General features: G+C 43.1%; 24 protein-coding genes. 18 read left to right on the forward strand and 6 right to left on the reverse strand.

The genetic code is table 11. From position 1 onward, the window contains the following. Nucleotides 1-13: 13 nt before the first annotated feature. A complete protein-coding gene (locus tag HMPREF9243_RS03030; protein WP_013670030.1) occupies nt 14-1507 on the reverse strand; it encodes a sucrose-6-phosphate hydrolase in 1494 nt (497 codons plus the stop codon). A gap of 222 nt (nt 1508-1729) precedes the next feature. Here HMPREF9243_RS03030 and HMPREF9243_RS03035 point away from each other — a divergent pair, with 222 nt between their 5' ends. The 3 genes from HMPREF9243_RS03035 to HMPREF9243_RS03045 all read left to right on the forward strand — a co-directional run bounded on the left by HMPREF9243_RS03035 (nt 1730) and on the right by HMPREF9243_RS03045 (nt 5622). Next, entirely contained in the window at nt 1730-3688 is a 1959-nt protein-coding gene (locus HMPREF9243_RS03035) for a sucrose-specific PTS transporter subunit IIBC (protein WP_013669439.1), read from the forward strand. Nucleotides 3689-3883: 195 nt separating this feature from the next. Beyond that, on the forward strand, nt 3884-4627 hold the full coding sequence (locus HMPREF9243_RS03040; protein WP_013668641.1) for a hydrolase: 744 nt from the start codon (nt 3884-3886) through the stop codon (nt 4625-4627). A 35-nt stretch (nt 4628-4662) separates the two neighbouring features. Then, nucleotides 4663-5622 carry a 2-hydroxyacid dehydrogenase gene (locus tag HMPREF9243_RS03045; RefSeq protein ID WP_013669991.1) on the forward strand — a complete coding sequence of 320 codons (960 nt, stop codon included), beginning with the start codon at nt 4663-4665 and terminating at the stop codon, nt 5620-5622. Nucleotides 5623-5852: 230 nt separating this feature from the next. On the opposite strand, the gene HMPREF9243_RS03050 is transcribed toward HMPREF9243_RS03045, so the two are convergent. Continuing rightward, complete coding sequence (locus HMPREF9243_RS03050; protein WP_013669272.1) at nt 5853-6434, reverse strand: xanthine phosphoribosyltransferase; 582 nt, start codon at nt 6432-6434, stop codon at nt 5853-5855. A 189-nt stretch (nt 6435-6623) separates the two neighbouring features. Between HMPREF9243_RS03050 and trmL the strand changes: the two genes are divergently transcribed. The 7 genes from trmL (at nt 6624) to HMPREF9243_RS03085 (ending at nt 16181) form a co-directional block, all read left to right on the forward strand. Further along, complete coding sequence (gene trmL, locus HMPREF9243_RS03055; protein WP_013669559.1) at nt 6624-7160, forward strand: tRNA (uridine(34)/cytosine(34)/5-carboxymethylaminomethyluridine(34)-2'-O)-methyltransferase TrmL; 537 nt, start codon at nt 6624-6626, stop codon at nt 7158-7160. Between the two features lie 91 nt (nt 7161-7251). Next, nucleotides 7252-9333, forward strand: a complete 2082-nt coding sequence (locus tag HMPREF9243_RS03060; RefSeq protein ID WP_013668597.1) for a transglycosylase domain-containing protein — start codon at nt 7252-7254, stop codon at nt 9331-9333. A gap of 98 nt (nt 9334-9431) precedes the next feature. Continuing rightward, nucleotides 9432-9818, forward strand: coding sequence for a YlbF family regulator (locus HMPREF9243_RS03065; RefSeq protein ID WP_013669338.1), 387 nt, complete (start codon nt 9432-9434; stop codon nt 9816-9818). Nucleotides 9819-10065: 247 nt separating this feature from the next. Next, nucleotides 10066-11235 carry a DNA repair exonuclease gene (locus HMPREF9243_RS09790; protein ID WP_049776737.1) on the forward strand — a complete coding sequence of 390 codons (1170 nt, stop codon included), beginning with the start codon at nt 10066-10068 and terminating at the stop codon, nt 11233-11235. A gap of 24 nt (nt 11236-11259) precedes the next feature. Further along, nucleotides 11260-14025 carry an AAA family ATPase gene (locus HMPREF9243_RS03075; protein WP_013669540.1) on the forward strand — a complete coding sequence of 922 codons (2766 nt, stop codon included), beginning with the start codon at nt 11260-11262 and terminating at the stop codon, nt 14023-14025. A gap of 20 nt (nt 14026-14045) precedes the next feature. After that, nucleotides 14046-15011: a 3'-5' exoribonuclease YhaM family protein gene (locus HMPREF9243_RS03080; protein WP_013668855.1), complete on the forward strand. Its 966-nt coding sequence runs from the start codon at nt 14046-14048 to the stop codon at nt 15009-15011. 345 nt (nt 15012-15356) lie between these two features. Beyond that, nucleotides 15357-16181 carry a glycosyltransferase family 8 protein gene (locus tag HMPREF9243_RS03085; RefSeq protein ID WP_013669042.1) on the forward strand — a complete coding sequence of 275 codons (825 nt, stop codon included), beginning with the start codon at nt 15357-15359 and terminating at the stop codon, nt 16179-16181. 56 nt (nt 16182-16237) lie between these two features. Here the strand turns inward: HMPREF9243_RS03085 and HMPREF9243_RS03090 are convergent, their stop codons facing one another. The 3 genes from HMPREF9243_RS03090 to HMPREF9243_RS03100 all read right to left on the reverse strand — a co-directional run bounded on the left by HMPREF9243_RS03090 (nt 16238) and on the right by HMPREF9243_RS03100 (nt 18214). Continuing rightward, nucleotides 16238-17260: a peptidylprolyl isomerase gene (locus HMPREF9243_RS03090; RefSeq protein WP_013669982.1), complete on the reverse strand. Its 1023-nt coding sequence runs from the start codon at nt 17258-17260 to the stop codon at nt 16238-16240. A gap of 135 nt (nt 17261-17395) precedes the next feature. Beyond that, entirely contained in the window at nt 17396-17782 is a 387-nt protein-coding gene (locus tag HMPREF9243_RS03095; RefSeq protein WP_013669375.1) for a hypothetical protein, read from the reverse strand. A gap of 3 nt (nt 17783-17785) precedes the next feature. After that, nucleotides 17786-18214 (reverse strand): HIT family protein, encoded by a 429-nt coding sequence (locus tag HMPREF9243_RS03100; RefSeq protein WP_013668663.1) that lies wholly within the window; start codon nt 18212-18214, stop codon nt 17786-17788. Between the two features lie 184 nt (nt 18215-18398). Here HMPREF9243_RS03100 and HMPREF9243_RS03105 point away from each other — a divergent pair, with 184 nt between their 5' ends. From HMPREF9243_RS03105 to trmB, 4 genes are all read left to right on the forward strand, one after another. Next, nucleotides 18399-19139, forward strand: a complete 741-nt coding sequence (locus HMPREF9243_RS03105; RefSeq protein ID WP_013670051.1) for an ABC transporter ATP-binding protein — start codon at nt 18399-18401, stop codon at nt 19137-19139. After that, a complete protein-coding gene (locus HMPREF9243_RS03110; RefSeq protein WP_013669116.1) occupies nt 19129-20364 on the forward strand; it encodes an ABC transporter permease in 1236 nt (411 codons plus the stop codon). Before HMPREF9243_RS03105 ends, HMPREF9243_RS03110 begins: the two co-directional genes overlap by 11 nt. 77 nt (nt 20365-20441) lie before the next feature. Then, nucleotides 20442-21275: a phosphotransferase family protein gene (locus tag HMPREF9243_RS03115; protein ID WP_013669321.1), complete on the forward strand. Its 834-nt coding sequence runs from the start codon at nt 20442-20444 to the stop codon at nt 21273-21275. A gap of 112 nt (nt 21276-21387) precedes the next feature. After that, nucleotides 21388-22035: a tRNA (guanosine(46)-N7)-methyltransferase TrmB gene (trmB, locus tag HMPREF9243_RS03120; protein ID WP_013669854.1), complete on the forward strand. Its 648-nt coding sequence runs from the start codon at nt 21388-21390 to the stop codon at nt 22033-22035. 91 nt (nt 22036-22126) lie between these two features. Here the strand turns inward: trmB and HMPREF9243_RS03125 are convergent, their stop codons facing one another. After that, complete coding sequence (locus tag HMPREF9243_RS03125) at nt 22127-22513, reverse strand: putative lipoprotein (protein ID WP_013668925.1); 387 nt, start codon at nt 22511-22513, stop codon at nt 22127-22129. A 227-nt stretch (nt 22514-22740) separates the two neighbouring features. Here HMPREF9243_RS03125 and ytpR point away from each other — a divergent pair, with 227 nt between their 5' ends. Genes ytpR through HMPREF9243_RS03145 form a run of 4 tightly spaced genes read left to right on the forward strand, consistent with a single transcriptional unit; the run spans nt 22741 to nt 26377 of the window. Further along, nucleotides 22741-23367 carry a YtpR family tRNA-binding protein gene (gene ytpR / locus HMPREF9243_RS03130; protein WP_041705916.1) on the forward strand — a complete coding sequence of 209 codons (627 nt, stop codon included), beginning with the start codon at nt 22741-22743 and terminating at the stop codon, nt 23365-23367. 54 nt (nt 23368-23421) lie between these two features. After that, complete coding sequence (locus HMPREF9243_RS03135) at nt 23422-24138, forward strand: hypothetical protein (RefSeq protein ID WP_013669377.1); 717 nt, start codon at nt 23422-23424, stop codon at nt 24136-24138. A gap of 3 nt (nt 24139-24141) precedes the next feature. Continuing rightward, nucleotides 24142-25500, forward strand: coding sequence for a UDP-N-acetylmuramate--L-alanine ligase (gene murC, locus HMPREF9243_RS03140; protein ID WP_013668646.1), 1359 nt, complete (start codon nt 24142-24144; stop codon nt 25498-25500). Continuing rightward, complete coding sequence (locus HMPREF9243_RS03145) at nt 25490-26377, forward strand: UTP--glucose-1-phosphate uridylyltransferase (protein ID WP_013669126.1); 888 nt, start codon at nt 25490-25492, stop codon at nt 26375-26377. Before murC ends, HMPREF9243_RS03145 begins: the two co-directional genes overlap by 11 nt. The last annotated feature ends 20 nt before the right edge of the window (nt 26378-26397 follow it).

Here is a 26397-nt window from a genome sequence, read left to right on the forward strand (position 1 = left end):
GACCAGCACTCCTTTACTTGTTAATATTTTCTAGGGGGTAGATCCTGCCCTCTAAACGACCACTTCCCTTTATTATAAGCTGACTTTGTCCTTTTTTGGGGAAAATTCTTCCGCTAAGGACTTTATAGCCGTCTTGGACAAAAATTTCAAAGGAAGAGGCATCGATAAAGATTTGTAGCTGGAGGTCTTCTCCGCCCTTAAAGTGACTTTTCCGGACTTGGCCGTATTCAGGATTGACGAGTTCGCCCTGGTTGGTCCGTGTCACCTTGAGTCTGCCTGCTGGAACGTCCACGTCAATGTGAAGGGCGGCAGCTTCTTGATCATCACTCATGACTAAAAAGTCAAGCTTGGAGTCAGCGGCCAATGAACAATTTATTTCGTAAGCATTGTCTTCGGGATCATAGGTCCACGCTTGCCCTGATTCTAGTGTCTCCTTGATGGCGATAGGGGGTTGGCGCAGGCTCTCCATTTCTTTGACTGGTCGTTGGTGGAGATGACCCTGGTTAAAATGGAGTTCCTTGACCAGACTCATGACGGAGGTCCAGCCCCATTCCGCGTCGGGATAAGCCAGGTCTGGTAAACCCAACCAAGACACGGCTAAAGCCCGACCGTCAGGCGCGTTAAAGGCCTGAGTGGCATAAACATCGAAGCCATTGTCAAGATTCTTTAAAGGACTAGGCTCATTCAGTGTCAAGTTCTCCCAATCAATGGCCTCGGAGACTAAATAAGTATTGGGATAGATGTTTTGATATTTGAGTTCATCCTGGTCCAAACCTTGCGGGCAAAAGATCAGCAGGTCTTTCCCATCCACTTTCACATAATTGGGACATTCCATCATATAGGCACTTTCTCCGCTAGTTAATTTTAAGGGACCAAGAAAGTTCCATTCCTTAAGATTGTCGCTTTGGTAGACTAGGATTTGGCCTTTAAGCGCTTCGGTTTGGGCGCCCAGTATCATCAGATAGCCGTCTCGGTAGGGGAAGATCTGCGGGTCACGAAAATGATCGGTATAGCCCTCTTCAACTGCTCTAATGAGGGGTGGATCGATTTTAGTGAATTGATAGTCCTTATCCATCCAGGCGCCGACCTGGTAGGGATGGCGTTGCCAGTCCCTATCGCGAGCATTACCGGTGTAGAAGAGAAAGAGCTGGTCATCCACGGGGAGGGCAGATCCTGAATAGACTCCGTGACTATCGTAAGGAGAATCGGGTGCTAGGGCAATGCCATGGCATTGCCAGTGGACCAGGTCTTTGGAGGAGAGGTGGTACCAGGACTTGAGCCCGTGGACTGGTCCCATGGGATAGTATTGGTAGAAAAGCTGCCAACGACCATTATAATAGGAGAAGCCATTGGGATCATTGAGTAAACCGGTTTCTGGCTGGATGTGGTAGTGTTGACGCCAGGGGCTGTGGGTAACTTTTTCTTTTAGCTGAACCAGATAGTCATTTGGCCAGTCTTCATAGGCTTGGTAGCGCAATCGCCGGGTCCATTTGGGATCTTGTGTCATGGATAGGCTTCCTTTCTTTATCATTGGTCAAAAATCAAATGCTTAATTTACAGTAAGTATAAGAAAAAGTGATGGGTATGTCAAACGCTTTCATAAGGATAAGCACAGTTAAACTGCACATAAAATATTTTTTAAAATTTATTCTGTCAAACGATTGACATAAATAAAAATACTGCTAAGATATTAAGTGTAAAAGCGTTTTCAACTGAAAGGAGACCAATCATGAATCACAAACAAGTTGCCAAAGATATTGCTGACGCACTTGGTAAGGATAACCTCCTTGCTGCTGCTCACTGTGCAACCCGCTTACGCTTAGTTTTAAAAGATAGTCAGGCCGTCGACCAAGCGGCTATTGATAATAACGAAGGGGTCAAAGGGACCTTTGAAGTGAACGGTCAGTACCAAATCATCATTGGAACTGGCGATGTAGATAAGGTTTATAAGGAACTCACTGCCATCACTGGCGTCCAAGAAGCTTCAACCGAAGACATTAAAGCCGTGGCTCAATCCCAAGAAAAAAGTAATCCCTTCATGCAGTTGACCAAACTCTTATCGGATATCTTTGTGCCAATCTTGCCGGCCTTAGTCGCAGGGGGCTTACTTCTCGCCTTAAATAACCTTTTAACTTCACCCTTTGGAGGTGTGGCACTGGTCGAACGATCAGCTGTTATTGCTGACCTTTCTGGCATGCTAGGGGTTATTGCGGGAGCACCCTTTACTTTCTTACCGGTTCTTCTCGGTTTCTCAGCGACCAAGCGTTTTGGCGGCAATCCTTACTTAGGAGCAGCCATTGGTATGGCCATGGTGATGCCGTCCTTAGTGAGTGGTTATGAGGTTGCCACAGTAACCGCGGCTGGAGAAATGCCTTATTGGGACATTTTTGGTTTTAAAATTGCTCAGGCCGGTTACCAAGGGCAAGTCCTGCCTGTCTTAGCAGTCGCTTGGATTTTGGCGCAATTAGAAAACTTCTTCCACGACCATATCCATCCCGCCTTTGATTTTACTTTTACCCCAATGCTAGCCATCATTATCACTGGTTTTCTAACCTTTGCTATTGTGGGACCAGTGATGCGGAATGTTTCCGATGCTTTAACCTATGGCTTGACCTGGTTGTATGAAGCAACTGGCGCCTTAGGTATGGGAATATTAGGACTCTTCTATTCACCAATCGTGATTACAGGGCTCCATCAAAGTTTCCCCGCCGTGGAAACGACCTTAATTGCTAACCAAGCCACAACAGGAGGCTCCTTTATCTTCCCAGTGGCATCTATGGCGAACATTGCTCAAGGGGCTGCCTGTTTAGCGGTGATGGTGATTACCCGTAATGAAAAACAAAAAGGGGTCGCTTCTTCAGCTTCAGTGTCCGCCTTACTCGGAATTACTGAACCAGCGATTTTTGGGATTAACCTCAAATTACGTTATCCTTTCTACTGTGCCATGATTGCTTCAGGAATTGCCTCAGCTTGTTTAGGTTTCTTCCATGTCTTAGCGGTTTCCTTAGGCTCAGCCGGTTTCCTTGGCATTATTTCTATTGATTCGAATTCTTGGATTCCTTTCTTAGTCGGAGTTGCTATTAGTTTTATCTCTGCTTTCTTATTAACCTTCTTCTATGGAAAGCACTCCAATAAAGAAGCCGAAAAATCAGAAGCAGCAGCCCTCCAAGTTGAAGAAGTCCCAGAAAGTAAGCCTAGCCAGGCGAATCGCTCAGGACTTGAAGCTGACATAGTCTTACCTGCAGTTGCTAGTGGCCAAGTCAAAGCCTTAAAAGAAGTGGATGACCCTGTCTTTTCTCAAGAAATGATGGGCAAGGGGATTGCCATTCTTCCAAGTGATGGCAAGATCTATTCACCCCTCGATGGAACCCTAACTGTGGCCTATGACACCAAGCATGCTTACGGTTTAACTGGGGATAATGGAGTGGAAGTCTTGATTCATATTGGTATTGATACCGTCAACTTACAGGGCCAATATTTCACTTCCCAAGTCAGCCAAGGTCAAGCGGTTAAACGCGGCGACCTCCTAGGAACTTTTGATATTGAAGGCATTAAGTCAGCAGGCTATGACCCTACAGTGATGGAAATTATTACCAATACTGGAGATTATCAATCCGTTACCGCTGTGAGAGAAAGTGGAGCGACTTTAGCTAATGAAGACCTTCTAGCAATCACTAACCCCTCTTAATTATATTTTGTCTCCCCATGAGGTTGGCTAACATTAGCCGCCTCTTTTTTTGTGGAGAGTGTGACAGGTGCACCAGAAGCAGGTCTGAAATTAGAATCATCTGACAACAGAATGGACAAGGAAATTATTTTGACGAAAGCTTGAGTAATCGTTAAAATATGGCTGTAAAAGAAAAAGATGAAATGAGAGGTAGCCATGATAGAACAAGGCAAAAAGAAAGTTATCAAAAAAGTCAGTTCCGCTTTAAGAAAAGATATTATTATGGTGCCGGAAGTGATTGAAGAGGCGCCCGGTATTCAGATCTTTGGTCGTACCATTAAATCTCTACTATTTTCTACCGATGTCGCGACTATTACTTACTCTAATGCTGACGCCATCCTAGCGGTCTATCCTTTTACGCCTCATCCCAGCATTATTTCCGCGATCTTACAAGTCGCTTCCCAACCCGTTTTTGCTGGCGTAGGCGGGGGCAAGACTCAGGGCATGCGGAGCGTCGAAATCGCCTTGCTTTCAGAAGCAGAAGGGGCTTTAGGCGTGGTATGTAATGCCCCTATGCCAATCGAAACCATCCAAGCCATAGAAGATCGGATCGATTCCCCAATTATTTCTACCGTGATTTCAGAATATGACTTGCTTTCCAAGTTGAATAGCGGGGTAGATATTCTCAATGTTGCCAATGGCCGGCACACCGTGGAATTAGTCAAGCAGGTCCGGGACCAATTCCCTGATATCCCTATTATTGCCACCGGCGGAAAATCCGAAGAAAATATAAAAAGGGTCATTGAAGCTGGGGCTGATGCGATTTCTTGGACCCCACCAACAAATGCTGAACTCTTCCAAGAAGTGATGGATAATTACCGGGATAAATCGGAAGAGCGCTTTATGTCCAACCATGACGGCCTCACCCTAGACGCTTATGAGGATAAGTATAATTTATAAGAAAGTATTTGCTGAACGAAGAGAGGAGTCTTTAGATGAAAATCGTTAGTGTCCAACCTTTAAATGTAGCCAAAGAATTGATTGATGAATTGGCCCAGCCCTTAATTGAGGCCGGGCATGACTTTGTATATTATGAAGACAAGACCACAGATCCTAAAGAAATGGCTAAGCGTTCAGAAGGGGCTGAAATCCTGATTATTGATTCTACCCCTTTCCCAGAGGAAGTGGCCTCCAACTTAGAGGATACTCAATTAGTGGATGTGGCCTTTACCGGAGTAGACCATGTGGCTATGGATGTTCTTAAAGACAAGGGCATTATGGTTAACAATGCCTCTGGTTACGCTAACCAAGCCGTGGCTGAATTGTCCCTTGGGCTAACCTTAGCACTCTACCGTCATCTCCAAGCCAATGACCAAGAAACCCGCAAGGGCAGCCAATTAAGCCAAGTATATCAAGGTAGGGAAATTGCTGGTAAAACGGTTGGGATTATCGGAACTGGATCGATTGGTTTAGCCACCGCTGCTCTTTTTAAGGCCTTTGGGGCGAACTTGATTGCCTACAGCCGCAGCGAAAAAGAAGAAGCCAAGGCTTTAGGAATTGAATACCATAGTTTAGAAGAAGTGATGGCTGAAAGTGATATTGTTTCCATCCACCTACCGAATAACGCCCAAACTAAAGGTATGATTTCTAAGGAAATGATCAGAAAAATGAAGTCATCAGCAGTTTTAATTAACGTGGCCCGGGGACCAATTGTGGATAATGAAGCTCTAGCCCAAGCCCTTAACGAAGAGAAGATTGCTGGAGCAGGCATTGATGTCTTTGATAGTGAACCACCATTGGCAGATGATTACCCACTTCTCCATGCTAAAAATATTCAACTCACCCCGCATGTGGGCTATTTAACAGATGAAGCCATGGTAAAATTAGCCAAAACTGCCTTTGATAATATTTATCATTACCTCAAGGATGATCCGCAAAATATCGTGACCGAATAGCAGGCGCGATTACTAGCTTTGAAAAAGTGAATACAAAAAAGAGTCTGGGACAAAAGTCTCAGACTCTTTTCAAAATACGATCTATCTAATCAAAACGTGTTCCAAAAGTCAGCCCTGACGTCCACTTCACGAACTATGTGCGATAGGCTTGCGCCTATCTTCCATAGTTTGTTCCAGTGGTTCAGGGCTCTTTTGACTTTTGTCACACTCTCTTTCATTTTATTTAACAACTAGTGCCCTTGGGCGAATTCGACTTTACTGTTGGCTAGAGAGGCGATCCGTACTTCGGAATAGAGGTCAACGCCGGCATCGAGGATGCGTTGGCGGCCATCTTGGAAGGATTTTTCAATACAGATACCCACACCTACCACTTCAGCTTGGGCTTGGTTAACAATATCAATGAGTCCCATAGCAGCTTCACCATTGGCTAAGAAATCATCGATAATCAAAACCTTATCGTCTGAACTTAAGTATTGTTTACTGATAATCACAAAACTATCAGTATCCTTGGTGTAACTATGCACCTTACTCCCGTAAACAGCTTGGTCCTTAAGGGTAGATGGTTGTTGCTTCTTAGCGAAAACCATAGGAACCCCTAATTTTTCGGCGATGATAATCGATGGTGCAATGCCGGATGCTTCGACGGTAACAATTTTGGTGATCTCGCGACCATCGTAGTAAGCGATGATATTATCAGCAATGTCACTAATAACACTAGGGTCGATTTGGTGGTTGAGGAATGAATCAACCTTCAAAACGTTGTTCGGAAATACTTTACCATCTTCAAGAATCCGTTGCTTTAAGTTTGCCACTCTTTTTCCTCCTTTGGTATTTTGAGCAATAATTAGAATAAGTTATCCCTATTCTACCCTTTATCGGGATAAAATGCGAACATTTTTTGAACATTAAGCGATTTTTTCCTGTTTCTAAGTCTTGGTTTCGTAATCATCCAGCTAGGGGTATAATAGATAAGATGAGAATATTTTGAAGAGGAGATTTTAATGACAAACCATATTGTATTATTTGAACCAGAAATTCCAGCCAATACTGGAAATATTGCCCGTACCTGTGCAGCGACTGACACCCATCTGCACTTAATCGAACCCCTGGGTTTTCAAACGGATGATAAACATTTGAAGCGGGCTGGACTCGATTATTGGGATGCCTTAGACATTACCTATCATGACGACTTGAAGGCCTTTATAAATTATTTGGATGGTCGGCCTTTGTATTTAATCAGTAAATTCGCTACCAAGAATTATACCGATATTGATTACATGGCCCATAAAAAGCGGGGAGAAGATATCTTCCTCATGTTTGGTAAGGAAACCACGGGTCTACCGGAAGCCTTTATGCATGAACATGAAGACCAATGCCTGCGTCTTCCTATGGATGATACCCATGTCCGCTGCCTTAATTTGTCCAATTGTGCAGCAATTTGTATCTATGAAGTCCTCCGCCAACAAGCCTTCAATGACTTAGAGCTTACCCATAGTTATGACCATGACAAATTAGCAAATTTAAAAAAGATTAAATGATAAATAAGAAAATTTAAATATCGCTTCAAGGATAAATATTAATGAAGAAACTGTAGTAAGATGAATTGAATACTTGAAAGGGGGCAGCGATATGAATGAGGGAGAACAGCAAGAAAGTTCCTGGTTTGACAAGGTCAAAGCCTTTTTAGGTCACTACTGGAAGAAATTTCGTCTGACGAAGTGGCTAATCTTTCTTGTCCTCTTGATCATCTTTATTTTCGAATCTTATTTAGTGGTTGGGGCAAAGATGACTAATGTCGATGACTTACAAGCCCGGCTCCAAATGACTACCGAGATTTATGACCAATCTGACCAAGCCGTTGGGGAAATGGCTGACGGACGCGGAACCTATGTGTCCTTAAATCAGATTTCACCTAATATTCAAAATGCTGTCATATCGACTGAAGATAAGCGCTTTTACCAACATCCTGGCTTTGATATTATCGGGATTGGCCGGGCCATGGTGGGCTATGTGGTTCACCGCGGAAATGTGGTTGGTGGGGGATCCACTCTGACCCAGCAATTAGTAAAAAATTCCTTCTTAACTAATGAACAGAGCCTGCTGAGAAAGTTTAAAGAACTCTTTATCGCCCTAGAAGTGGAAAAGAAATACTCTAAGGATCAAATCTTAGAAATGTATCTCAATCATACCTATTTTGGTAATGGGGTTTATGGGGTAGAAGATGCGTCCTTAAAATACTTTGGAACCCATGCTGCTGACCTTAATTTACCTAATGCGGCAGTCCTAGCCGGAGCCTTGAAGGGGCCCAGCCTCTATAATCCAATTGATAATTATGAAGAAGCTCAAGGACGCCGAAATTTGGTGCTTTCTCTGATGAGTAATAATGACTTTATCAGTGAAACTGAGGCCCAAAGTGCTCAAGCCACAGTGATGCCACAGATGAATAATCCCGTGGCTAGTGACCAATCCAAGTACCCTTATTATTTCGATAGCGTCTTAGAAGAAGCGATCAATAAGTTTGGTTTGACCGAAGAAGAGGTTATGAACGGGGGTTATAAGATTTATACCAATCTTAACCCGACCTACCAAAGTCAGTTAGAGGCTGCCTATGAGAATAAGCAACTCTTTCCAACTAACAATAGTGGTCAGGCTTCGCAAAGTGCGACCGTGGCCCTAGACCCCTATAATGGCGGTGTCTTAGCCAGTGTTGGTGGGGTGGGCGACTATCACTTCCGTGGCTTTAACCGGTCTACTCAAATGAAACGGCAACCAGGTTCAACACTCAAACCTTTAAATGTTTATGTTCCAGCCCTAGAACATGGTTTTTCTAAGAATGACCAAGTGCCTGATGAAGTCCGCTCTTACGGGACTGACAACTACCGGCCTGAAAACTGGAACCATCAATCGAATGGCGACTTACCGCTCTGGGAGGCCTTGGCCCTAAGTAAAAACACCTCAGCAGTTTGGTTGATGGACCAAGTGGGGGTCAATACAGCCATGAAGAAACTTGATGCTTTCGGTATTCCTTATACGGATAAGGACCTCTCCTTAGCCAGTGCCTTGGGTGGGTTGACGGAAGGGGTTTCACCTATCCAGCTAGCCAGTGCTTATACAGCCTTTCCTAATAATGGGAAACGTTCCGAGGCCTACTTCATCCGAAAAATTGTCGGTCCTAATGGTGAGGAAGTGGTTAAGGAACAGAGCCCTAAGCAAAACACGGTGATGTCTCAAGGCGTTGCTAAGGAAATGACCAGCATGATGTTAGCGGTTTATGACGGAAACTATACCGGCTCTCAAGCTGAACCAGCGGGTTACCAAGTTGCTGGGAAGACGGGGACAGTTGAATTGACTTTGGATGATCCTAATGCAGCGGGCTATAATGATGAATGGTTTGTCGCCTATACCCCTGATGTGGTAGTGACTTCCTGGTTTGGTTTTGACCAAACCTCTTCGGAAAACTATATTTCCGCCTACTCTGGAGTTAATTCCCACTCTAGTTTCAATACCATCCTCCAAGGAATCCTGGCTAATAGTCCTGGAACTGCTTTTTCCGTGGAATCAGCGGCTAAGCAATACGGTAATCGTTTTGAATATAATAACGGAGAAGAGGCTAGTCAATCACCTCATTCTAGCTCAGACAATGAAGACGTAATCAACCGAATTATTGATGGCGGGCGAAATCTCTTTGATTATTTCAGAGGTTTACTGTAGGTTTACCATTCAGTCACTGAACTGGCTGGGTTAGTAAAATACTTTAAAAACAATCCTATCCATGGTATATTGAAAAAACATATAAGGGAGAGATCAATTTGGCAAATATTTACGATACCATTAACCAATTAGAACGTGACATTCGCGAATTAGACGCTTATGATGCCTTAAGTGAGGCGATGGATAAGCTTCTTAATGATGACGAAGCACGTGAACTCTACATTAATTTTAGAAACTATCAAACTAGCGTCCAAACTAAGATGCAATTAGGTCAAGAGTTAAGTGAAGAGGATGTTAAAAAAGCTGAAGACATGCAAAAAACCTTGGCTAACAATGCGGTGTTAAGTGAGTTAATGCAAAAAGAACAACAACTCAACCAATACGTTGAAGATGTTAACCAAGCGGTTGGTCGTCCTATTCGTGAGATCTATGACCGTGCTAACCAAGCAACTAAACTCAGTTCAGAAGATAAAGATGGCGAATAATTAAGCCTCTAGTCACCTCAAATCTTTGAGGTGGCTATTTTTTATTTTGAAAATATTTTCTAGTGAGCAATTGTTGAGGACCTATCGCCTTGAATTCGCCGATAAATCTTGCGACAAAGCCCGTTAAAATATGATAAACTAGGGAAGTATCAATAAGGAAAGGGTGCGATGACTTGTTACGCTTTGTTCATGCGGCTGACCTGCATCTCGGTCAAACAATGAAAAAAATAAAAAACAAAACCATAAAGTGTACCAAGCCTTAAGGCAAGCGACCATTGACTCCTACAATCGTTTGATCGATATTGCCATCAATGAGGAGGTTGACTGTGTCTTACTCGCAGGAGACCTCTATGACAGTCCTGAGGGGACCTTGGCAGAACAGTTTGCCCTCGTTAAGGGCTTGGAGCGCTTGGACCAGGCAGGCATCGCCTCTTTTATTTTGTTTGGTAACCATGACTATAAGAGCCAAAAAGAAAAACACCTGGCCTTGCCAGCCTCTACCCGGGTCTTTCCACGGCAGGTAACTACCCTAGAGTTTACTACCGCTAGGGGTGACCAGGTGGCTATTACCGGCTTTTCCTATCCCAAGCGCTGGTTAACGGAAGATTATAGCCAATATTTTCCTAAGCGTTATAATCATGTTGACTACCACATTGGCATGTTTCACGGCCAGGAAAGTCAGGGAAACAGTCAACTAGACCACTATGCCCCTTTTCAAAAAAGCCATTTACAACAATTAGCCTATGACTACTGGGCCTTGGGGCATATTCATGCAGCCCAACAATTATCCGAGCAAACACCTATCATCTATCCCGGCAATATCCAAGGGACCCATTTCAAAGAAACTGGCCCTAAAGGTGGTGTCCTGGTCTCGCTTGAACAAGGAAAGGATCCAATCATTGAAAGCATCGAAACGACTGATTGGCAATTTAAAGTCCACCAAGCGATTGCGCCTCCAATTCACGGGGTCAGTGATTTGCAAGCACTTTTCCAAAAGGCATATCAAGCTGAAGTGGACCAGGCAAGAGCAGAGGGCTTACATTATGTCTTGCGCCTCCACTATCGCGTGGACGGCTCAGACAGCGATAGCTTGGCTTTCTGGGAGGACTATGCCAAGGACTTATTCGACCAATTACAGTGGCAGTACCAAGACCAGAATGACGTTTTTCTGGCTGACTTGCGCTTTGAAATCAAAGGAAGCAAAAGGTTGGACCAGGCCAGTTTATACGAGCAGGCCTTGATGGAAACCCTCGACCACTATCAGGATCCAGAAGCCTTTGACCAGGTGTTAAATGAATTATTAGACCACCCACTTTGGCAGCGCCACTTGCAGCCGGCCATCTCACTAAGCCAGTTCCAAGAAGACGTCCTAGTCGCAACTAGAAATAAAATTTTACTCTCTCTCTATCAAAAATAAGCAAGCACGGAGGAATCATAACAAATGAAATTACAAGCAATCGACATCTTTGGCTATGGGAAATTTGTCCACCGCCAATTTCAATTGACGGATGACTTTAATGTTTTCCTAGGCCCAAACGGGTCGGGAAAATCGACTTTGATGAGCTTCGTTCTAAGTATCATGTTCGGTTTCCCCAACCAACGACGAAAGGGGAGCCGTGATTTTGATACCAATGACCAAGTTCGCTTCGGGGGGCGTCTATATTTTAAGGATACTCAATGGGGCGATTGTGCCATTGAACGTACCCGGGCCAATGGTAAGCAAGTCTTAAAAATGTCTATTGCCGGTCAAGAAGCCAAGGAAGTTGATCATTTTAAACAACTTTTTGGAGATTTGACCCGGGATACCTATTTAGCCTATTTTGGCTTTACTGAACCTGATTTAATGCAATTTATCTGGGAATCGGAAGAAGATTTTGCCCGTAGTTTAGTCAACTTAGGTGTGACTGGTAAGCTCTCTCTTAGCCAGGAAGTCGACCAATTACAAGCGGATGCCGACAGCCTCTACCGGCCCCAAGGACAAAATCCTAAGCTTAACCAAGAAATGGTTGAACTAGAAAGGCAAAACCAAGACTTGGTGGCTGCCCGTCAAGAGGAAGACGCCTATTTTGACTTGGACCAAGAATTGTCAGATAAAAAGGCGGCCTTGGCAGAAGTTCAAAGTGCTGAACAAAATGCTCGACAAAGCTTAATGGACTTAGAAAAGGCTGACCAACAGAGCGCCTCTGATGAAGAGCGGGTAGCACTGGGCTTTGAACTCGCCCAATATGATGGACCACGTTTTTCAGACAAGGATGTTGACCAATGGCAAAACATTGTGAACACCAAGGACCGCTTGGTTGAGGAGTATCAGGAGCTCAACCCTGAGGGCTTTGTGATTATGGATTCTGTAGAAGCGGAACCAGAAGAAGAATTGAATACTGGGGGACAATGGATCAGTGACCATCTCGGCATTAGTGAGCAAATGTTGGCTGAAGCCCGGGCTTACCGGGAACAAATCCGGCAAAATGAGAATCTCCATGATCAAATTGTCGAGAAACGTTACCAAGAAAGCCGCTTACTTTCAGCCTTAGGAGCTGAAACCATTGATGAATTGCCGCGTGATTTCACCAACGAAGAGCGCGAAGAATGGCAAAAACGCCAAAAAGCTATCGATAGCCGCCGGGTCTTCTACAAAAATACCAAAGCCGGCCTAGAAAACTTGATGGAAGACCGGGAAAGTCTTGGCCAAGAACGTCAAGAGATTTCCAGCAACTATGATGACTTCAAAGCCACTGTTTATAAATATACCCAGTCCTGGATTCGTCCGATTGGGATGACCTTATTAGCTGTTGGTATAATATGTTATGCGATTTCACTCTTCCACACCAGTCCTTTCTGGCGGGGAGCGGGAATGCCCGCTTTAATACTCGGTTTAATCTTTGTCTTAATTGCCTGGTTCCAAGAACGCAAAGGGAAACACTATGTTAATGAAGAAGAGAAGGCCTACCAATTAGACTTACGCGATATCGATAGTGAAACGGCTGAAATCCAACGCCAAATCGATAATCAAAACCAACAAATTGCAGAACTAGAGGAAGAATCCAAGCAATTTACCAAGGATTTAGAGGCTTTCTTACAAGCTAAGGGTGGGTCCCCTTACATCATGCCCCTGGTTTGGCTACAAACCGACTATGTGAAACAAATTGAAGATTTGGAAAGGGAAATTAACCAACTGATCCATCAAAGTGGGGCAGGCGCTTTTGGGCAAGCTCATCAAGCGGAATGGTCAGATTACCGCCAAGCAAGCCATAATCAGGCCCTGTCACTGGATTCCTTATTCCAACAGTTTGAAGATGACTACCACAATTATCGACTTTATGCGGCTAATCTTGATTATGAAGACCAAGAACAAAAAGCCAAGCAAGCCCGTCTCAGCCAGTTAGCTGACCATATTGACCAACTTGAAAAAACTGAGGAGAACTTCCTAAAACAATACAACTTAACCGACCGCGCAGACCTAGAAAAAGCCTTGACTGCCTATGGTCAATTTAAGGACAAAGAAGCTCGCTACCAATTCTTAAACCAATATCTGGATAAAAAGGCTTCAGCTTTAAATGAAGATGAAGCGGAAGTTAGCGAAAAAATTAAGACCACCAAAGACCAAATCAATAGCTATGAAGGCCAAAGACAAGTCTTACTTGCTGATATTGCGCGGATTGAAAATCAATTGAAGCAAATGAAAAACAGCCAAGCTTTACAAGCTATGGAACAAGACAAGCAAGAACAAGTTGATCAATCCTATGATACCGCGGTCGCTTGGGCCAGTGATACCTTGGCGGCTAAGACGATGGAAGAAGCAACTTTGGGACAAGGCCAAGATACGGTCCAACGAGTTCTTGCCCAAGCCAATCGCTATCTCTTCGATTTAACCAATACTAAATTCGAAAAGATGCGCTATACTGATGACAGTGTCGAAGTCTATCAACCGATGCGAGACCAATGGACCAGTGTTAACCAACTATCCCGTGGGGAGAAGGCTCTCTTGTTTGTGGCTATGCGATTTGCCTTCTTAGACGCCCAACTTGGCCACCAAGACTTGCCAATTCTGATTGACGAAGGTTTTGCTCATTTAGACCAAGAATACCGACAAAATATTTATCGCTTCTTGAAAGAAAAGAGTCTATCCCGTCAAATTATTGTCTTTACCTTTGACCAAGAAATTACCCAAGGCTTACATTCCGACCAAGTTCATCACTTAGAAGCATAGAAAGGAAGCCAACTTAATTTATGGATAAGCGCTTAATTTATGAAATTCCGCAAAATGAAAAATTTGATCTCTATATTTTGATAAAAAATGCTAATGTGCGAACTGACCGCAATGGACGCGACTTCATTGCCTTTACTTTCCAAGATAAATCAGGGACTATTGACGGCATGTATTGGAGTGCTATGGAAGATGAAGTGGAGGCCTTTCAAAGTGGTCGGGTGGTCCGCTTAAAGGGACACCGGGAATTATATAATGGCCAACCCCAAGTGAAGATTTCGGGCTTGCGTCTAGCCCATGATGGTGAACCCAATGACCCGAGCTTGTTTATTGCTGACGGCCCCATGAAGGTAGAAGATATGAAGGCTGAAATTGAAGCGGGTATCAAAAGCATTATGCATCCGGTACTCAAGAAAATTGTGGGCAGCATCATGACCGAATACGATGATATTTTCTACCAATATCCAGCTGCCAAACGACACCACCATGCCTTTGTTGGAGGCTTAGCCTTCCACACCGTTTCCATGTTACGCCTGGCTCAAGCGATTGCTAAACTTTACCCTAATGTGGATAAAAGCTTGCTTTATGCTGGGGTTATCCTCCATGATACCGCTAAGGTGATTGAATTTGTGGATCCTTTAAGTGGGGACTATTCTATTGAGGGGAACCTTATTGGCCATATTTCTTTGATGGGGCAAAAAATTTCCCTCACCGCAGAACAGCTAGGTTACCGCCAAGATGAAGAAGCAGTCGTTTTACTCAAACATATGATTCTTGCCCACCACGGGAAGAATGAATTCGGTAGTCCGGTAACTCCGCGCCTATTGGAAGCTGAAATCCTTCATCGGGTGGATGACCTGGATGCAAAGATTAATATGATGACCAGTCACTTAAAGGATGTTGAGCCTGGTGAATTTACTCCAAAAATTATGGGCTTAGAAGGACGTTCTTTCTACCATCCAAGTGATGACTATTATCAAAATATTTAATGAGAACTGAAAAAGGAGATCGAGACTATTGTTTTGACCTCCTTTTTAATATATGGACTGTCTAATCAAAACGAGCTCCAGTCACAGGACGAACGTCCGCTTCAAAAAATGCCAATGCACAGACTTGCTGTGCTTATGGTGTTTTCCTCCAGCAATTCAAATCTCTAATGCCGTACTCACATCCTTATAACGGTGCTTTTAATATTTTCCACCAGCGATTTAGTCCTTTGGCGTGATTGTCGCACTTTTTTGTTGAGAATTTATTAAGCTTTGACTTCTTAAGCTTTAATTCTTCTGGGCATGGTAAAGTAAGTTTAAGCTATTTTTTAGTCAAGGAGCTATGGAATGAACTTATTATTTGCCGTTGATGACCACTATGTGGAGCCCATGCTAACCACGCTTTACTCCATCTATAAAAACACAGCCAAACGTGACTATCAAGTTTATATCTTGCAAAAACAGCCCCTAGCGGCCCGCAATCAAATTGATCGCTTTTTACAAACTATGGGAATGACTTACCACCCGGTGCTTGTTGATCAAGATATTTTTAAAGAGGCACCGGTTTCTAAACGCTATCCAGAGACTATCTACTACCGCTTGCTAGCCCACTATTTCTTGCCTGATCAGTTAGAGAAGATCCTTTACTTAGATGCTGATATTCTCTGTATTAATGATGTATCGCCCTTATATGAAACTGAACTAGGAAATAATTTATATGGGGCAGCCAGTCACGCTAAGCTGACTAAGATTACTGACCAGATCAATAAATTGCGCTTAGGGAATAGCCAGGCTGACCACTATTATAATTCTGGAGTTTTATTGATGAATCTTAAGGCGATACGACAAAAGGTGAAAGCCGAAGATATTTTTGACTTTATCCATGAAAATCGCTATCAATTAATTCTGCCTGATCAGGATGTCCTCAATGCCTTGTATAGCCAGTATATCTATGATGTGCCAGATCAAATTTACAACTATGATGTCCGCTATAGTAAACTTTATGACTTGATTAGTGAAGGGGAGTGGACCCATGATTGGGTCATTAATCACGGGGTCCTCTTACATTTTTGTGGCAAGAAAAAACCTTGGCAAAGGAAGCACTTGGATAACTTTGGTCTGCTTTATGCCCACTATGACCATAAGCGGAAATTATTTACCAATGTCAAATAAAATGAAAAGAGCATGGCCCGAGGAGATTCCTTGGAGCATGCTCTTTTACTGATAGACTATTTTTTATCAGATTCTGCTTGGCTTTGGCTGTTTTCTTGTCCTTTTTGATCGTCTTTATTGTCTGGTTTTTTGCCTTGGTCTTTTGATTTTTCTTTAGAATCTTTATCTGCTTTCTTGTCCTCTTCTTTTGGTTTGAATTGGTCGAGAGCAGATTTTAGGTCGGAGTCCTTAATGTCAATATTGTATTTCTTCAAAAGGTCACTGGTGACTTGGAGGAGGGTAGAAGGGTCTTGCATTTTCTTATTCTTCACTTGTTCAGTTAAATTATCTTTTTCATCTTCAAAGCTACTTTTTTGACCCTTTTTATCTAATTTAATGATGTGGTAACCGTACTGGGATTTGACCGGTTCCTTGGTGTATTCCCCTTCGTTTAGTTTGAAGGCAGCGTCTTCAAATTCTTTGACCATTTGGCCTTTTTCAACTTGACCTAAAGACCCTCCTTTTTCTTTGCTGCCTGGATCTTTACTGTGTTCTTTAGCTAATGCACTAAAGTCGCCACCTTGGTCTAATTGTTTGATAATATCCTTGGCTTCATTTTCATCTTCTACTAAGATATGCGAAATTTCCGCAGCGGGTTCATAGTCTTCGTAGGCTTTCTTTAATTCTTCGTCTGAAACAGGAATATTTTTCTTGAGGGCCTCTTGGGTGAGGGTGTATTGGATTAGTGATTCTTTGTAGGCTTCTTCAGAAGGTACGCCGGAACTTTTGAGGACATTTTGGAATTTGTCGTTATCACCAACTTGGGCCTTGGTTGCCGCAATTTGTTGGTCAGTTTCTTGTTCAATTTCCTTATAACGGTCCTTACCCACTTCTTGTTTAGAGATTTCAGAAAGGATGAGTTGGCGAAGGGTCTGATCGCCGGCAACTTTCTTCATTTGGTCATTCAATTGACCTTGGGTAATTTTAATATCATCGCCGGTCGCCACAGCGCTGTCATTGCTTTGGCTTTGGCAAGCTGCCAGAGTGAAGGCGCATAGACTAGAAACTAGGCCCAGGGTGAATTTTTTCTTAAATTTCATAAATCAAACTCCTAATCATTTCATTCAATATACTCTAAAAATATAGCACAGCTCTTATTCTAACTCAATGCTAATGAAAAGAAGTCTAAGAACCTTCAAAGATTCTTAAACTTCTTTTCTCCTACTATCTTCGGATTATTCGCCTTCTTTATCGGCCGTTTCATCACTATCTGTTTCCCCATTTAAGAGAGCAGAATTATCCACATCGGCCTGTAATTGGGCGACTTGTTCTTGGATACGATTCATTTGGGGGACGGCGGTGCGTTGGAAGTCACGGATTGCTAGTTGAATGTCGTCCCGGGCTGAGCCAAGGGTCTGCATGCCTTGATTAGCCAAATCGCTAATGGCTACTTGGGTTTCAGCTAAGGACCCCGTAAGATCGGTAGCTGCGCCTGATAAACGTTTACTATAATCTTTTAGAATGCGGCGGTTGGTTTCGCCAGAATGGGGCGTTTTCAAGAGGGCATAAGAACCCGCAAGGAGGGCGCCCAAGCCCAAACCTTTTAAAAATGCTTTTAACATCGACTACACCTCAATATTTTCGTTAATGGTTTTAGCAATTTTGGCTAAGTCTTCATCACTATAATTGTCACCGTTATTGGTAAATTTGACAGCAAAACCTTCCTCTTTTTGGTAGCGAGGAATGATGTGAATGTGAGAATGGAAGACCGATTGATAGGCAATTTCACCGTTGTTATTTAAGATGTTAATTCCTTCTACGTCTGGGAAGGCCTTCTTAATGGCTTCGACAATAATAGGAATCCGTCTAAAAATCGCTCCAGCATCCTTGACATCGTAGTCAAAGATATCTTTCAGATGTTTTTTTGGAACGAGTAGGGTGTGCCCCTTGGTAACTTGAGAATTATCTAAGAAAGCAGTGACTACTTCGTCTTCATAGACTAGATTAGTGGGGATTTCCCGGTTTGCGATTTTACAGAAAATGCAATCTTCCATGATATATCGTCCTCTCTAATTGACTTATTCATTTAGCTTAAGTTTATCACAAGCCTAGGTAAGTCACAATTTTTCTACGCGGATTTTTTCGGCCGCCCCTGATCGAAAAAATTCTGGATATTTGCTAAACTAGGTGTAAAATGAGGTCTTAAGATTAGATTATCAATAGCAAAGGAATTGAAAGATGACACTATCTGTAGAACATTTAAGTGGGGGTTATAGTAATTATACGGTCCTCCACGATTTAAATTTTTCCGTTCAAGCTGGTGAAATTGTTGGATTGATTGGCTTGAATGGGGCTGGCAAATCAACCACTATTAAGCATATTTTAGGTCTGCTCAAGCCGAGTGCGGGGGAGATATTGGTGAATGGCCATTCACTGGCTGAGGATAACCAGGCCTACCGTCAAGCCCTTAGCTATATCCCCGAACAACCGATCCTCTATCCAGAGCTCACTTTACGCGAGCATATCCAAGTCATCGCCTTGGCCTACCATATTGACCCAGACCAAGCCATGGCTAATGCCGAGCCGCTCTTAGAACGTTTTCGTTTAACCGAACGATTGGACTGGTTACCCATCCATTTTTCTAAGGGCATGAAGCAAAAGGTCATGATTGTTTGTGCTATGTTAGTGGATACCATGCTATACATTATTGATGAACCCTTTGTCGGTTTAGATCCACTGGGAATTGATGACTTTACTCAATTATTACTGAAGAAACGCCAAGCCGGGGCAGCAATTTTAATGTCAACCCATATCCTCTCCAGCGCTGAGCACTACTGTGACCGCTTTATCTTTCTCCATGAGGGACAAATTAAAGCCCAAGGGACTTTGCTGGAGATCCGTCAGCGCTTCAATAAGGCAGACGCCAGCTTGGATGAACTCTATGTTGACTTAGTAAGAGGGCAGAGCCATGACCTTTAAAGAGCTCTATCCCAAACGCCGTCTAAGTCAGCAAAAACGAATTTTCCGTTATTTTAAATATATTTTTAATGACCACTTTATTTTAGCTCTGGCCTTTATTTTAGCGGCCTTAGCCTTTCAATATAGCCAGTGGCTAAAGACTTTAACGACTTTTAACCCGCTTTACCAATGGATCTGGCTAGTCATTGCCACGGCCTTAGTGATGGGGATAGGACAGATAGCTAGCTTCATTCAAAAGGCGGATACGGTCTTTTTACTGGCTCGGGAAAGGAACTTTAAAGCTTACTTTAGCCAGGCCCTAGCCTATAGCTTACTTCTGCCGACGGGGATCTATGCCTTATTTGTGGGGGTATCTTATCCCTTCTTACTGATTCACCAAGGCTTGTCAGGGGGCCAGGTCTTTGCCATCTTTGTGGTAATGGTCGGCTTGAAGGCTCTCCAGTTACGGTCAGTTTTGGAAAAATTTCATTTTTACAGTCCCAGCAAAAGTAGGCTCTTGATGGTTTTGATTGCAGCTTATAGCTTTTGTCAGTTGTATTTTGCTGTACGTGGAAAGATCTTTTTGGCCCTGGCTTTTGTTTTTGTGATGATTGTCATCTATTATCTGACCAGTAAAAACTGGCAGGGTGAAAAGCAATGGGATTGGTTAAAGATTGCAAGTGAGGAAAGCCAACGCCAAGAAAGGGTTAACCAGGTTTTGAGCCTGTTTGTGGATGTACCTACGGTTCAAAGGGCGGTTAAGCGGCGGAAATGTTTAGATCCACTGCTTATGTCCAGCAATAACAATCCCTACTATTTCCTCTACCAAAGGGCCTTTTTTCGGAGTCAAGATTATTTCAATTTATGGTTCAGACTCACTGTCCTAGCGACTCTCTTGGTTTATTTCTTACCTAGTCACCCGCTGACCTACTGCTTAGGACTTTTAATGCTTTATGCCAGTCATTTTCAAATTTTACCGCTCTATCGTCGCTATTATAAGCATCCCTTAATGAAAATCTACCCCCTAGACCAGGGGCAAGCTTTACCTGCTTTTCGTCGCTTTTTATACCTGCCGATAGGCTTGCAGACGGCTTTGCTTACGATGACTTTCCTAATGAGCAAATCCTGGCAAGACAGTGTGATTTTCTTGATTTTAGCGGGATTAATGACTATCCTTTTCACCCGGGTCTATTTACCCCGTCGCCTACGAGGAAAAAATCGTCTCTTGGAAAAATTACATAGATAATTATTGACGATCCTCTAATTTCTGACTAAAATAAGAGATACTGTTTAAATATAATCGGGAGAAAGGGAGGAGAAGTTATGGAGTTCCAATTCGATAAAGAATGGACCTTGCACCCAATAGGTGGCGATACTGGCCAAGCTTTTATGGGAACACATAATCAAGAGCGGATATTTCTGAAGCGAAATTCTTCTCCTTTTTTAGCTGCCTTGTCCATGGAGGGGATTACCCCCCGCTTGATCTGGACCAAAAGAACTGCTAGCGGTGACGTTTACTCCGCTCAAGAATGGCTTTATGGACACACCCTGTCAGCCCAAGAAATCCAGCAAGGCATCGTGACTAAGTTAATGTCACGCTACCACCACTCTGACAATCTCTATAATATGTTGGTGAAGATTGGTGGAAAAACCTATAAACCTGAAGATTTCTTACACGAATTTGAAAACAATCTTAGTGAGGATCTGGACTCCCTAACCTATATTAATAGTGTTAAGGATTACCTCTATGACACCTTGTCTTTTGTGCAAAACGCCCGGCGCACTGTTTGCCATAGCGATCTCAACCGCCGTAATTTTATTTTGTCAGAAGACCATCGCTTATACTTGGTAGACTGGGAGAAGGTCTGCATTGCTGACCCCATTTTTGACATTACCCAGCTCTTAGTCCAATACATTCCCTTGGAAGATTGGGACCACTGGTTCGACCTTTATAACTTACATGTCAGTGAAGAAACCTATTTGCGGATTGAATGGTATTCTTTAATGAACTTACTCTTTTTAATTAAGGCCGACTACCAGAAAAAACGTATTTATCACATCAATGATAGTATTTTATTACTCAGACACATTTATGAAAACCGTTATTTTAAAAGCAGCAATCAAGAGAAACCCATCACTTCCTGGACAATTGACTAGGAAAATTATCGGCTACTGAAAACCAGCTTTTAAGATACTTGTTAATTAAAAAGGTTGTGGCAAGGGTCACAACCTTTTTCTAAGTAAGCTAAGATTATTAAGGAGGAAAATGATGCGTGTACGTCACAAACCCTGGGCAAAAGACCTGATCGCCCAACACCCTGAATGGGTGATTACTGACCCTTACGACAAAAAAGGCCACTGGCATGAAATATTTGTCAATGATCATCCTATCCATGTGGAAGTGGGTACCGGAAAGGGCCAATTTCTGATTGAAATGGCTAAGACTTATCCTGAGATTAATTTTATCGGCATTGAAATGATTTCTGATGTCTTAGTCATGGCTCTACAGAAAGCCATGGAGACTGAATTAAGCAACCTGCGTTTTATCCGCGGAGATGGTAACCATGTTAGCGACATGTTTGTCCAAGATGAAGTTAGTGAAATTTACTTAAACTTTTCCGATCCTTGGCCCAAAAAACGCCATGCTAAACGCCGCTTGACCCATGAGAACTTTCTCAAGCAATACCAGCATATCTTAAAGCCAGACGGCCACTTGATTTTCAAGACGGATAACCAAGGACTTTTTGAGTACTCCTTAACCTCGCTCTCCCATTACGGAATGGTCTTAGATGATGTATCTTTGGACCTCCACAATAGTGGGGTAACAGATAATATCATGACCGAGTATGAGGCCAAGTTCTCTCAAAAAGGGCAGCGTATTTACTGCTTAATTGCTCATTTTAGAGTTGAGGGATAGAGAAATAAATCCTATTGATAAAAAGAAAAACCAAGCGGGTAGTCTCTTCACTTTGAGCACTTCCGGCTTGGTTTTTCTTAAGCATGATGAATTAGTCAATAGCAAAAATATCAACAATATTCCCTGTGATTGCGTCGGCATAGAATTCATATTGAACGACCTTATTATTTTCTAAACGGGAGATACCGCCGTAGTAGAGCTTTTGTTCTTGGCCAAAACGGTTAACATGGACCGGTTGGAGTTCAATCCAAGAGCCCTCGATGTCACCGTCTTTTTTAAAGTGGTCCTTAACGGCTTCTAAAACTTCCATGCCGTCTTTAGCCTTATGAGCTTGGACTTGGTCATAAATCAAAGCCGCAGCAACGCCACCAATGACTACACCGCAAGCAAAGAGGCTGCCGGCCAGGGCATAGCTTTGTTTTTGCTCATTAGGGAAAACGCTATTTTTTAATTGATTAATTAATGCTTTTTTTACCATAGTGAATGTCAATCTCCTTTGTTTATTGGATAAAGCACAATATTTCTTTTAATTATAACACGCTCAAGCTTTTCTTGCAGGAATCTAGGGAGAGGGGTATATTTTGGAATTAGGCTTGAATTGCCTTTTTAACGGTTTCAGTTTATAATTTACACGATACTTTGTAAAGATTTAATGACTTGCTCAATGATATAAATCGGGCAGGCAATATAAAGGAGAAGTTAATTATGTGGCTTAGTTTCTACAATCCTCGAGGAGTAGGCGATGTGTTGATGCTGACGTCAGCAGATCTTCCTCGTGAACTAATAGAAACTGAAACGTTGTCCGATGTGACACGTATTTATAACAAGGAAAATAAAGAAACCATTGGTTATAATATCAATAATATTTCGACTTATATGGAAATAAAGGGGACAGGACACGTTCTCTTAGAAGACGCTCAAATTGAGCAAATTAACCAATTATTCTATGAACAAGGTTTTGAAACCATCAAAATCTCAAACGAACCCCGAATTGTGGTAGGAAAGGTACTGGAGTGTGTCGATCATGAAAATTCTGACCACCTACATGTTACCCAAACCCAAGTGGGCCCGGCAGGCGTCCAACAAATTGTTTGTGGGGCAAGTAATATTGACCAAGGACAGACCGTAGTCGTTGCTCTGAGTGGGGCAGTCATGCCCAATGGACAGATTATCTGGCCGGGAGAATTGCGCGGGGTGAAAAGTAATGGCATGATTTGTTCCGCCTATGAATTAGGTCTAGATCCTGACCATGAACGTCAAGGCATCTTAGTGCTTGACGATGAATTGACCCCAGGGACTCCTTTTGAGTCAATCAAAGAGCAATTGAATTAAAGGAGTCATTGACAGGTTCACTGAAATATTTTATCAAGAAAGGAATGAGAGGATATGGCCTTTGTCCCTTTTTATCGTAAAGAGAATACGCAGCGGATTAAGCCTAAGCACTCTGTCCTTGATTTCCCTAACTATCTAAGCCGTGACTATAGCAATTACCAGGAAAATATTGACCAGCGCTTAGGCAAAGAAGCCCCGGTCAGCTTCCATATTGACGATGATCAGATGGTAATTAATAGCTCACCTTATCAAGCTAACCGAGCCTCTGTTCGTCCTAATCGTTCAGAGGCTATGCGGCGTCGCAAAGAAATTAATGACCAGCGGCAAAATAGTCCCTACCACTACAAGCAAAACTCCATTCGTGAGGATAAAAGAGAAAAGCAGGCTCGCTTACGTCGTGAAATTAAAGAGTTTCAAATGTACCAGAGTAAAAAGCCCTTTAAACCGACTGAGTTGCCCTCAACCTGGTTGAATAGCCAGTCCAGCAACTCTGCTCAAGACAAAGGGACAAAAGCAGAACTGCCTTCTCAAAGCCCAAGTAGGGAAACGGCGTCGCCAAGGACTAGCCAAAAACGCGATTCGGCTTCTACAAATCAGCCTAACTCGAACAAAAGCAAAGCAAGACCTAAGAAGCATTTAAACCGGGGTTTACAGTCAATTATGGCTGAGGAAAGGCCCCTCAAGGGGAATTCTTTTCTAGGACAAGATGATGGCCTAGCTAAGGACCAACCCCCTTTCAAAAAGCATCAAGATGGAAACGGAGACAAATAAGACATGGATAAAGAATTGACCTATCATTTTACCGGAATCAAAGGCACAGGCATGAGTGCTCTCGCACGCGTTCTTAAAGGAGCTGGCTACCAGGTCCAGGGTTCTGATGTCACTGATCATTTCTTTACTGAGGAAGGGCTGAAGGAAGCGGGCATTACCGTTTTACCTTTTGATCCTGATAATATCCATGAAGGGATGACGGTGATTTGTGGGAACGCCTTTAAGGATGACCACCCTGAAGTTGTTCGGGCAAAGGAATTAGGCCTGACCGTTATCCGCTACCATTATTTCCTAGGTGAACTCATTAAGAAATATACTAGTGTTGCTATCACCGGTTCCCACGGAAAAACTTCAACCACCGGTCTCATGTCCCATGTTCTAGGTAGCTTAAAAACGACCTCCTATCTGATTGGAGACGGAACCGGTAAAGGGGTGGAAGACGGCGAATACTTTGTTTTAGAAGCCGACGAATACCGGGAACATTTCTTAGCTTATGAACCTGATTATGCCATCTTTACGAATATCGACTTCGACCATCCCGATTTTTACCATAATATTGAAGAAGTCTTTGCTGCTAACCGAAAATTTGCCCACCAAGTTAAGAATAAAGTGATTGCCTATGGAGACGATCCTTACTTACAAAAATTGAAGGATGAGGTTGACGTTTGGTATTACGGCATTGACAATGATGATTTTGATATTGTAGCCAAGGATATCGTTCGTAACACCAAGGGCTCACACTTTGATGTCTGGGTCCAAGGCAAGCATTATGGCAACTTTTCTATCCATACCTTTGGCCAACACAGCATCTTGAATAGCCTGGCAGTGATTGGTTTCTGTTATTTAGAAGGTTTTGACCCAGAGGATGTCCAAGAAGCCTTGACCAGCTTTAAGGGCGTGAAACGTCGCTTTAATGAGCGTTTTGTTGAAGATATGGTGATTGTTGATGACTATGCCCACCATCCTTCAGAAATCAAAGCGACCATTGATGCCGCCCGCCAACAATATCCAGATAAAGCTGTGATTAGTGTCTTCCAACCTCATACCTATTCGCGGACCCTGGCTCTACTGGACCAATTTGCTGAGGCTTTAGATAAGTCCGATGCGGCCTTTGTTTGTGATATTTTTGCTTCAGCACGGGAAACCGACCACCACCAAGTATCCAGCCAAGATGTTCTGGATCGTTTAACGGTTCCGCATGCGGCTCTTGATCTGGGCGATATGACCTCATTACTCGCCTATAAAGATGCGGTTATTCTCTTTATGGGGGCTGGTGATGTTCCTAAATATGCTAAGGCCTATGAAGCCGCCTTGTTAGAAAATGGGCACACAGATAAGGAGTTGTCAGATGATGACCATTAAGAAGGCAGTAATCCCGGCAGCAGGTTTGGGGACACGTTTTCTTCCCATTACTAAAGCCACTGCTAAAGAAATGCTTCCTTTGATGGATAAGCCAGTCATTCAATTTATTGTTGAAGAAGTGCTGGCTAGTGGGATTGAAGAAATTCTCATTGTTACTGGGCGTAACAAGCGCTCTATCGAAGACCATTTCGACTCTAATTACGAATTAGAGCAAAACCTTACTGAAAAGGGTAAGGAAGACTTATTGGAAATGGTCCAATCCAGCACCTTACATAATATCCAGTTCAAACGCCAACACTATCCTAAAGGTCTTGGCGACGCCATCCTACAAGCTAAGTCCTTTGTGGGAGATGAACCTTTTCTGTTAACCCTGGGGGACAATATTATGGTTTCTGATAAGCCCGCTTCTAAGCAGGTCATGGAAATTGCTGACCGTTACCAAGCAACAGCAATCTTAACCCAAGCAGTCTCCAACCAGGAAGCTAAGCATTATGGGATTGTTGATGAAGCCAGTGCGCGGTCGGGGGATGTCTATGATATAAGCGGTCTAGTGGAGAAACCTACAGACCCCGATTATGACCCCGCTATGGCTATCTGCGGTCGTTATGTTTTAACGCCTGATATTTTTTCAGCGATTGAAGCGGTTGGCGTTAACCCGCAATCTGGTGAAATTGAACTCACCGATGCTTTAAATTTACTGGCTAAGGACCATCCCGTTTTATCCACCCACTTCCATGGCCAATGGTATGAAGTGGGGGAACCCCTAGGACTTATTGAGGCAAGCATCCAATATGCCTTACATCACGGAGAAACCAGCCAAGGCCTCAATGATTATTTAAAGCAAGAAGTCATACCCCGCCCAAAAGCGGAAAAATAAAGTCATCTAGTCTCCTTCAA

The organism is Aerococcus sp. Group 1 (genome assembly GCF_000193205.1).
Taxonomy (GTDB): domain Bacteria; phylum Bacillota; class Bacilli; order Lactobacillales; family Aerococcaceae; genus Aerococcus; species Aerococcus urinae_A.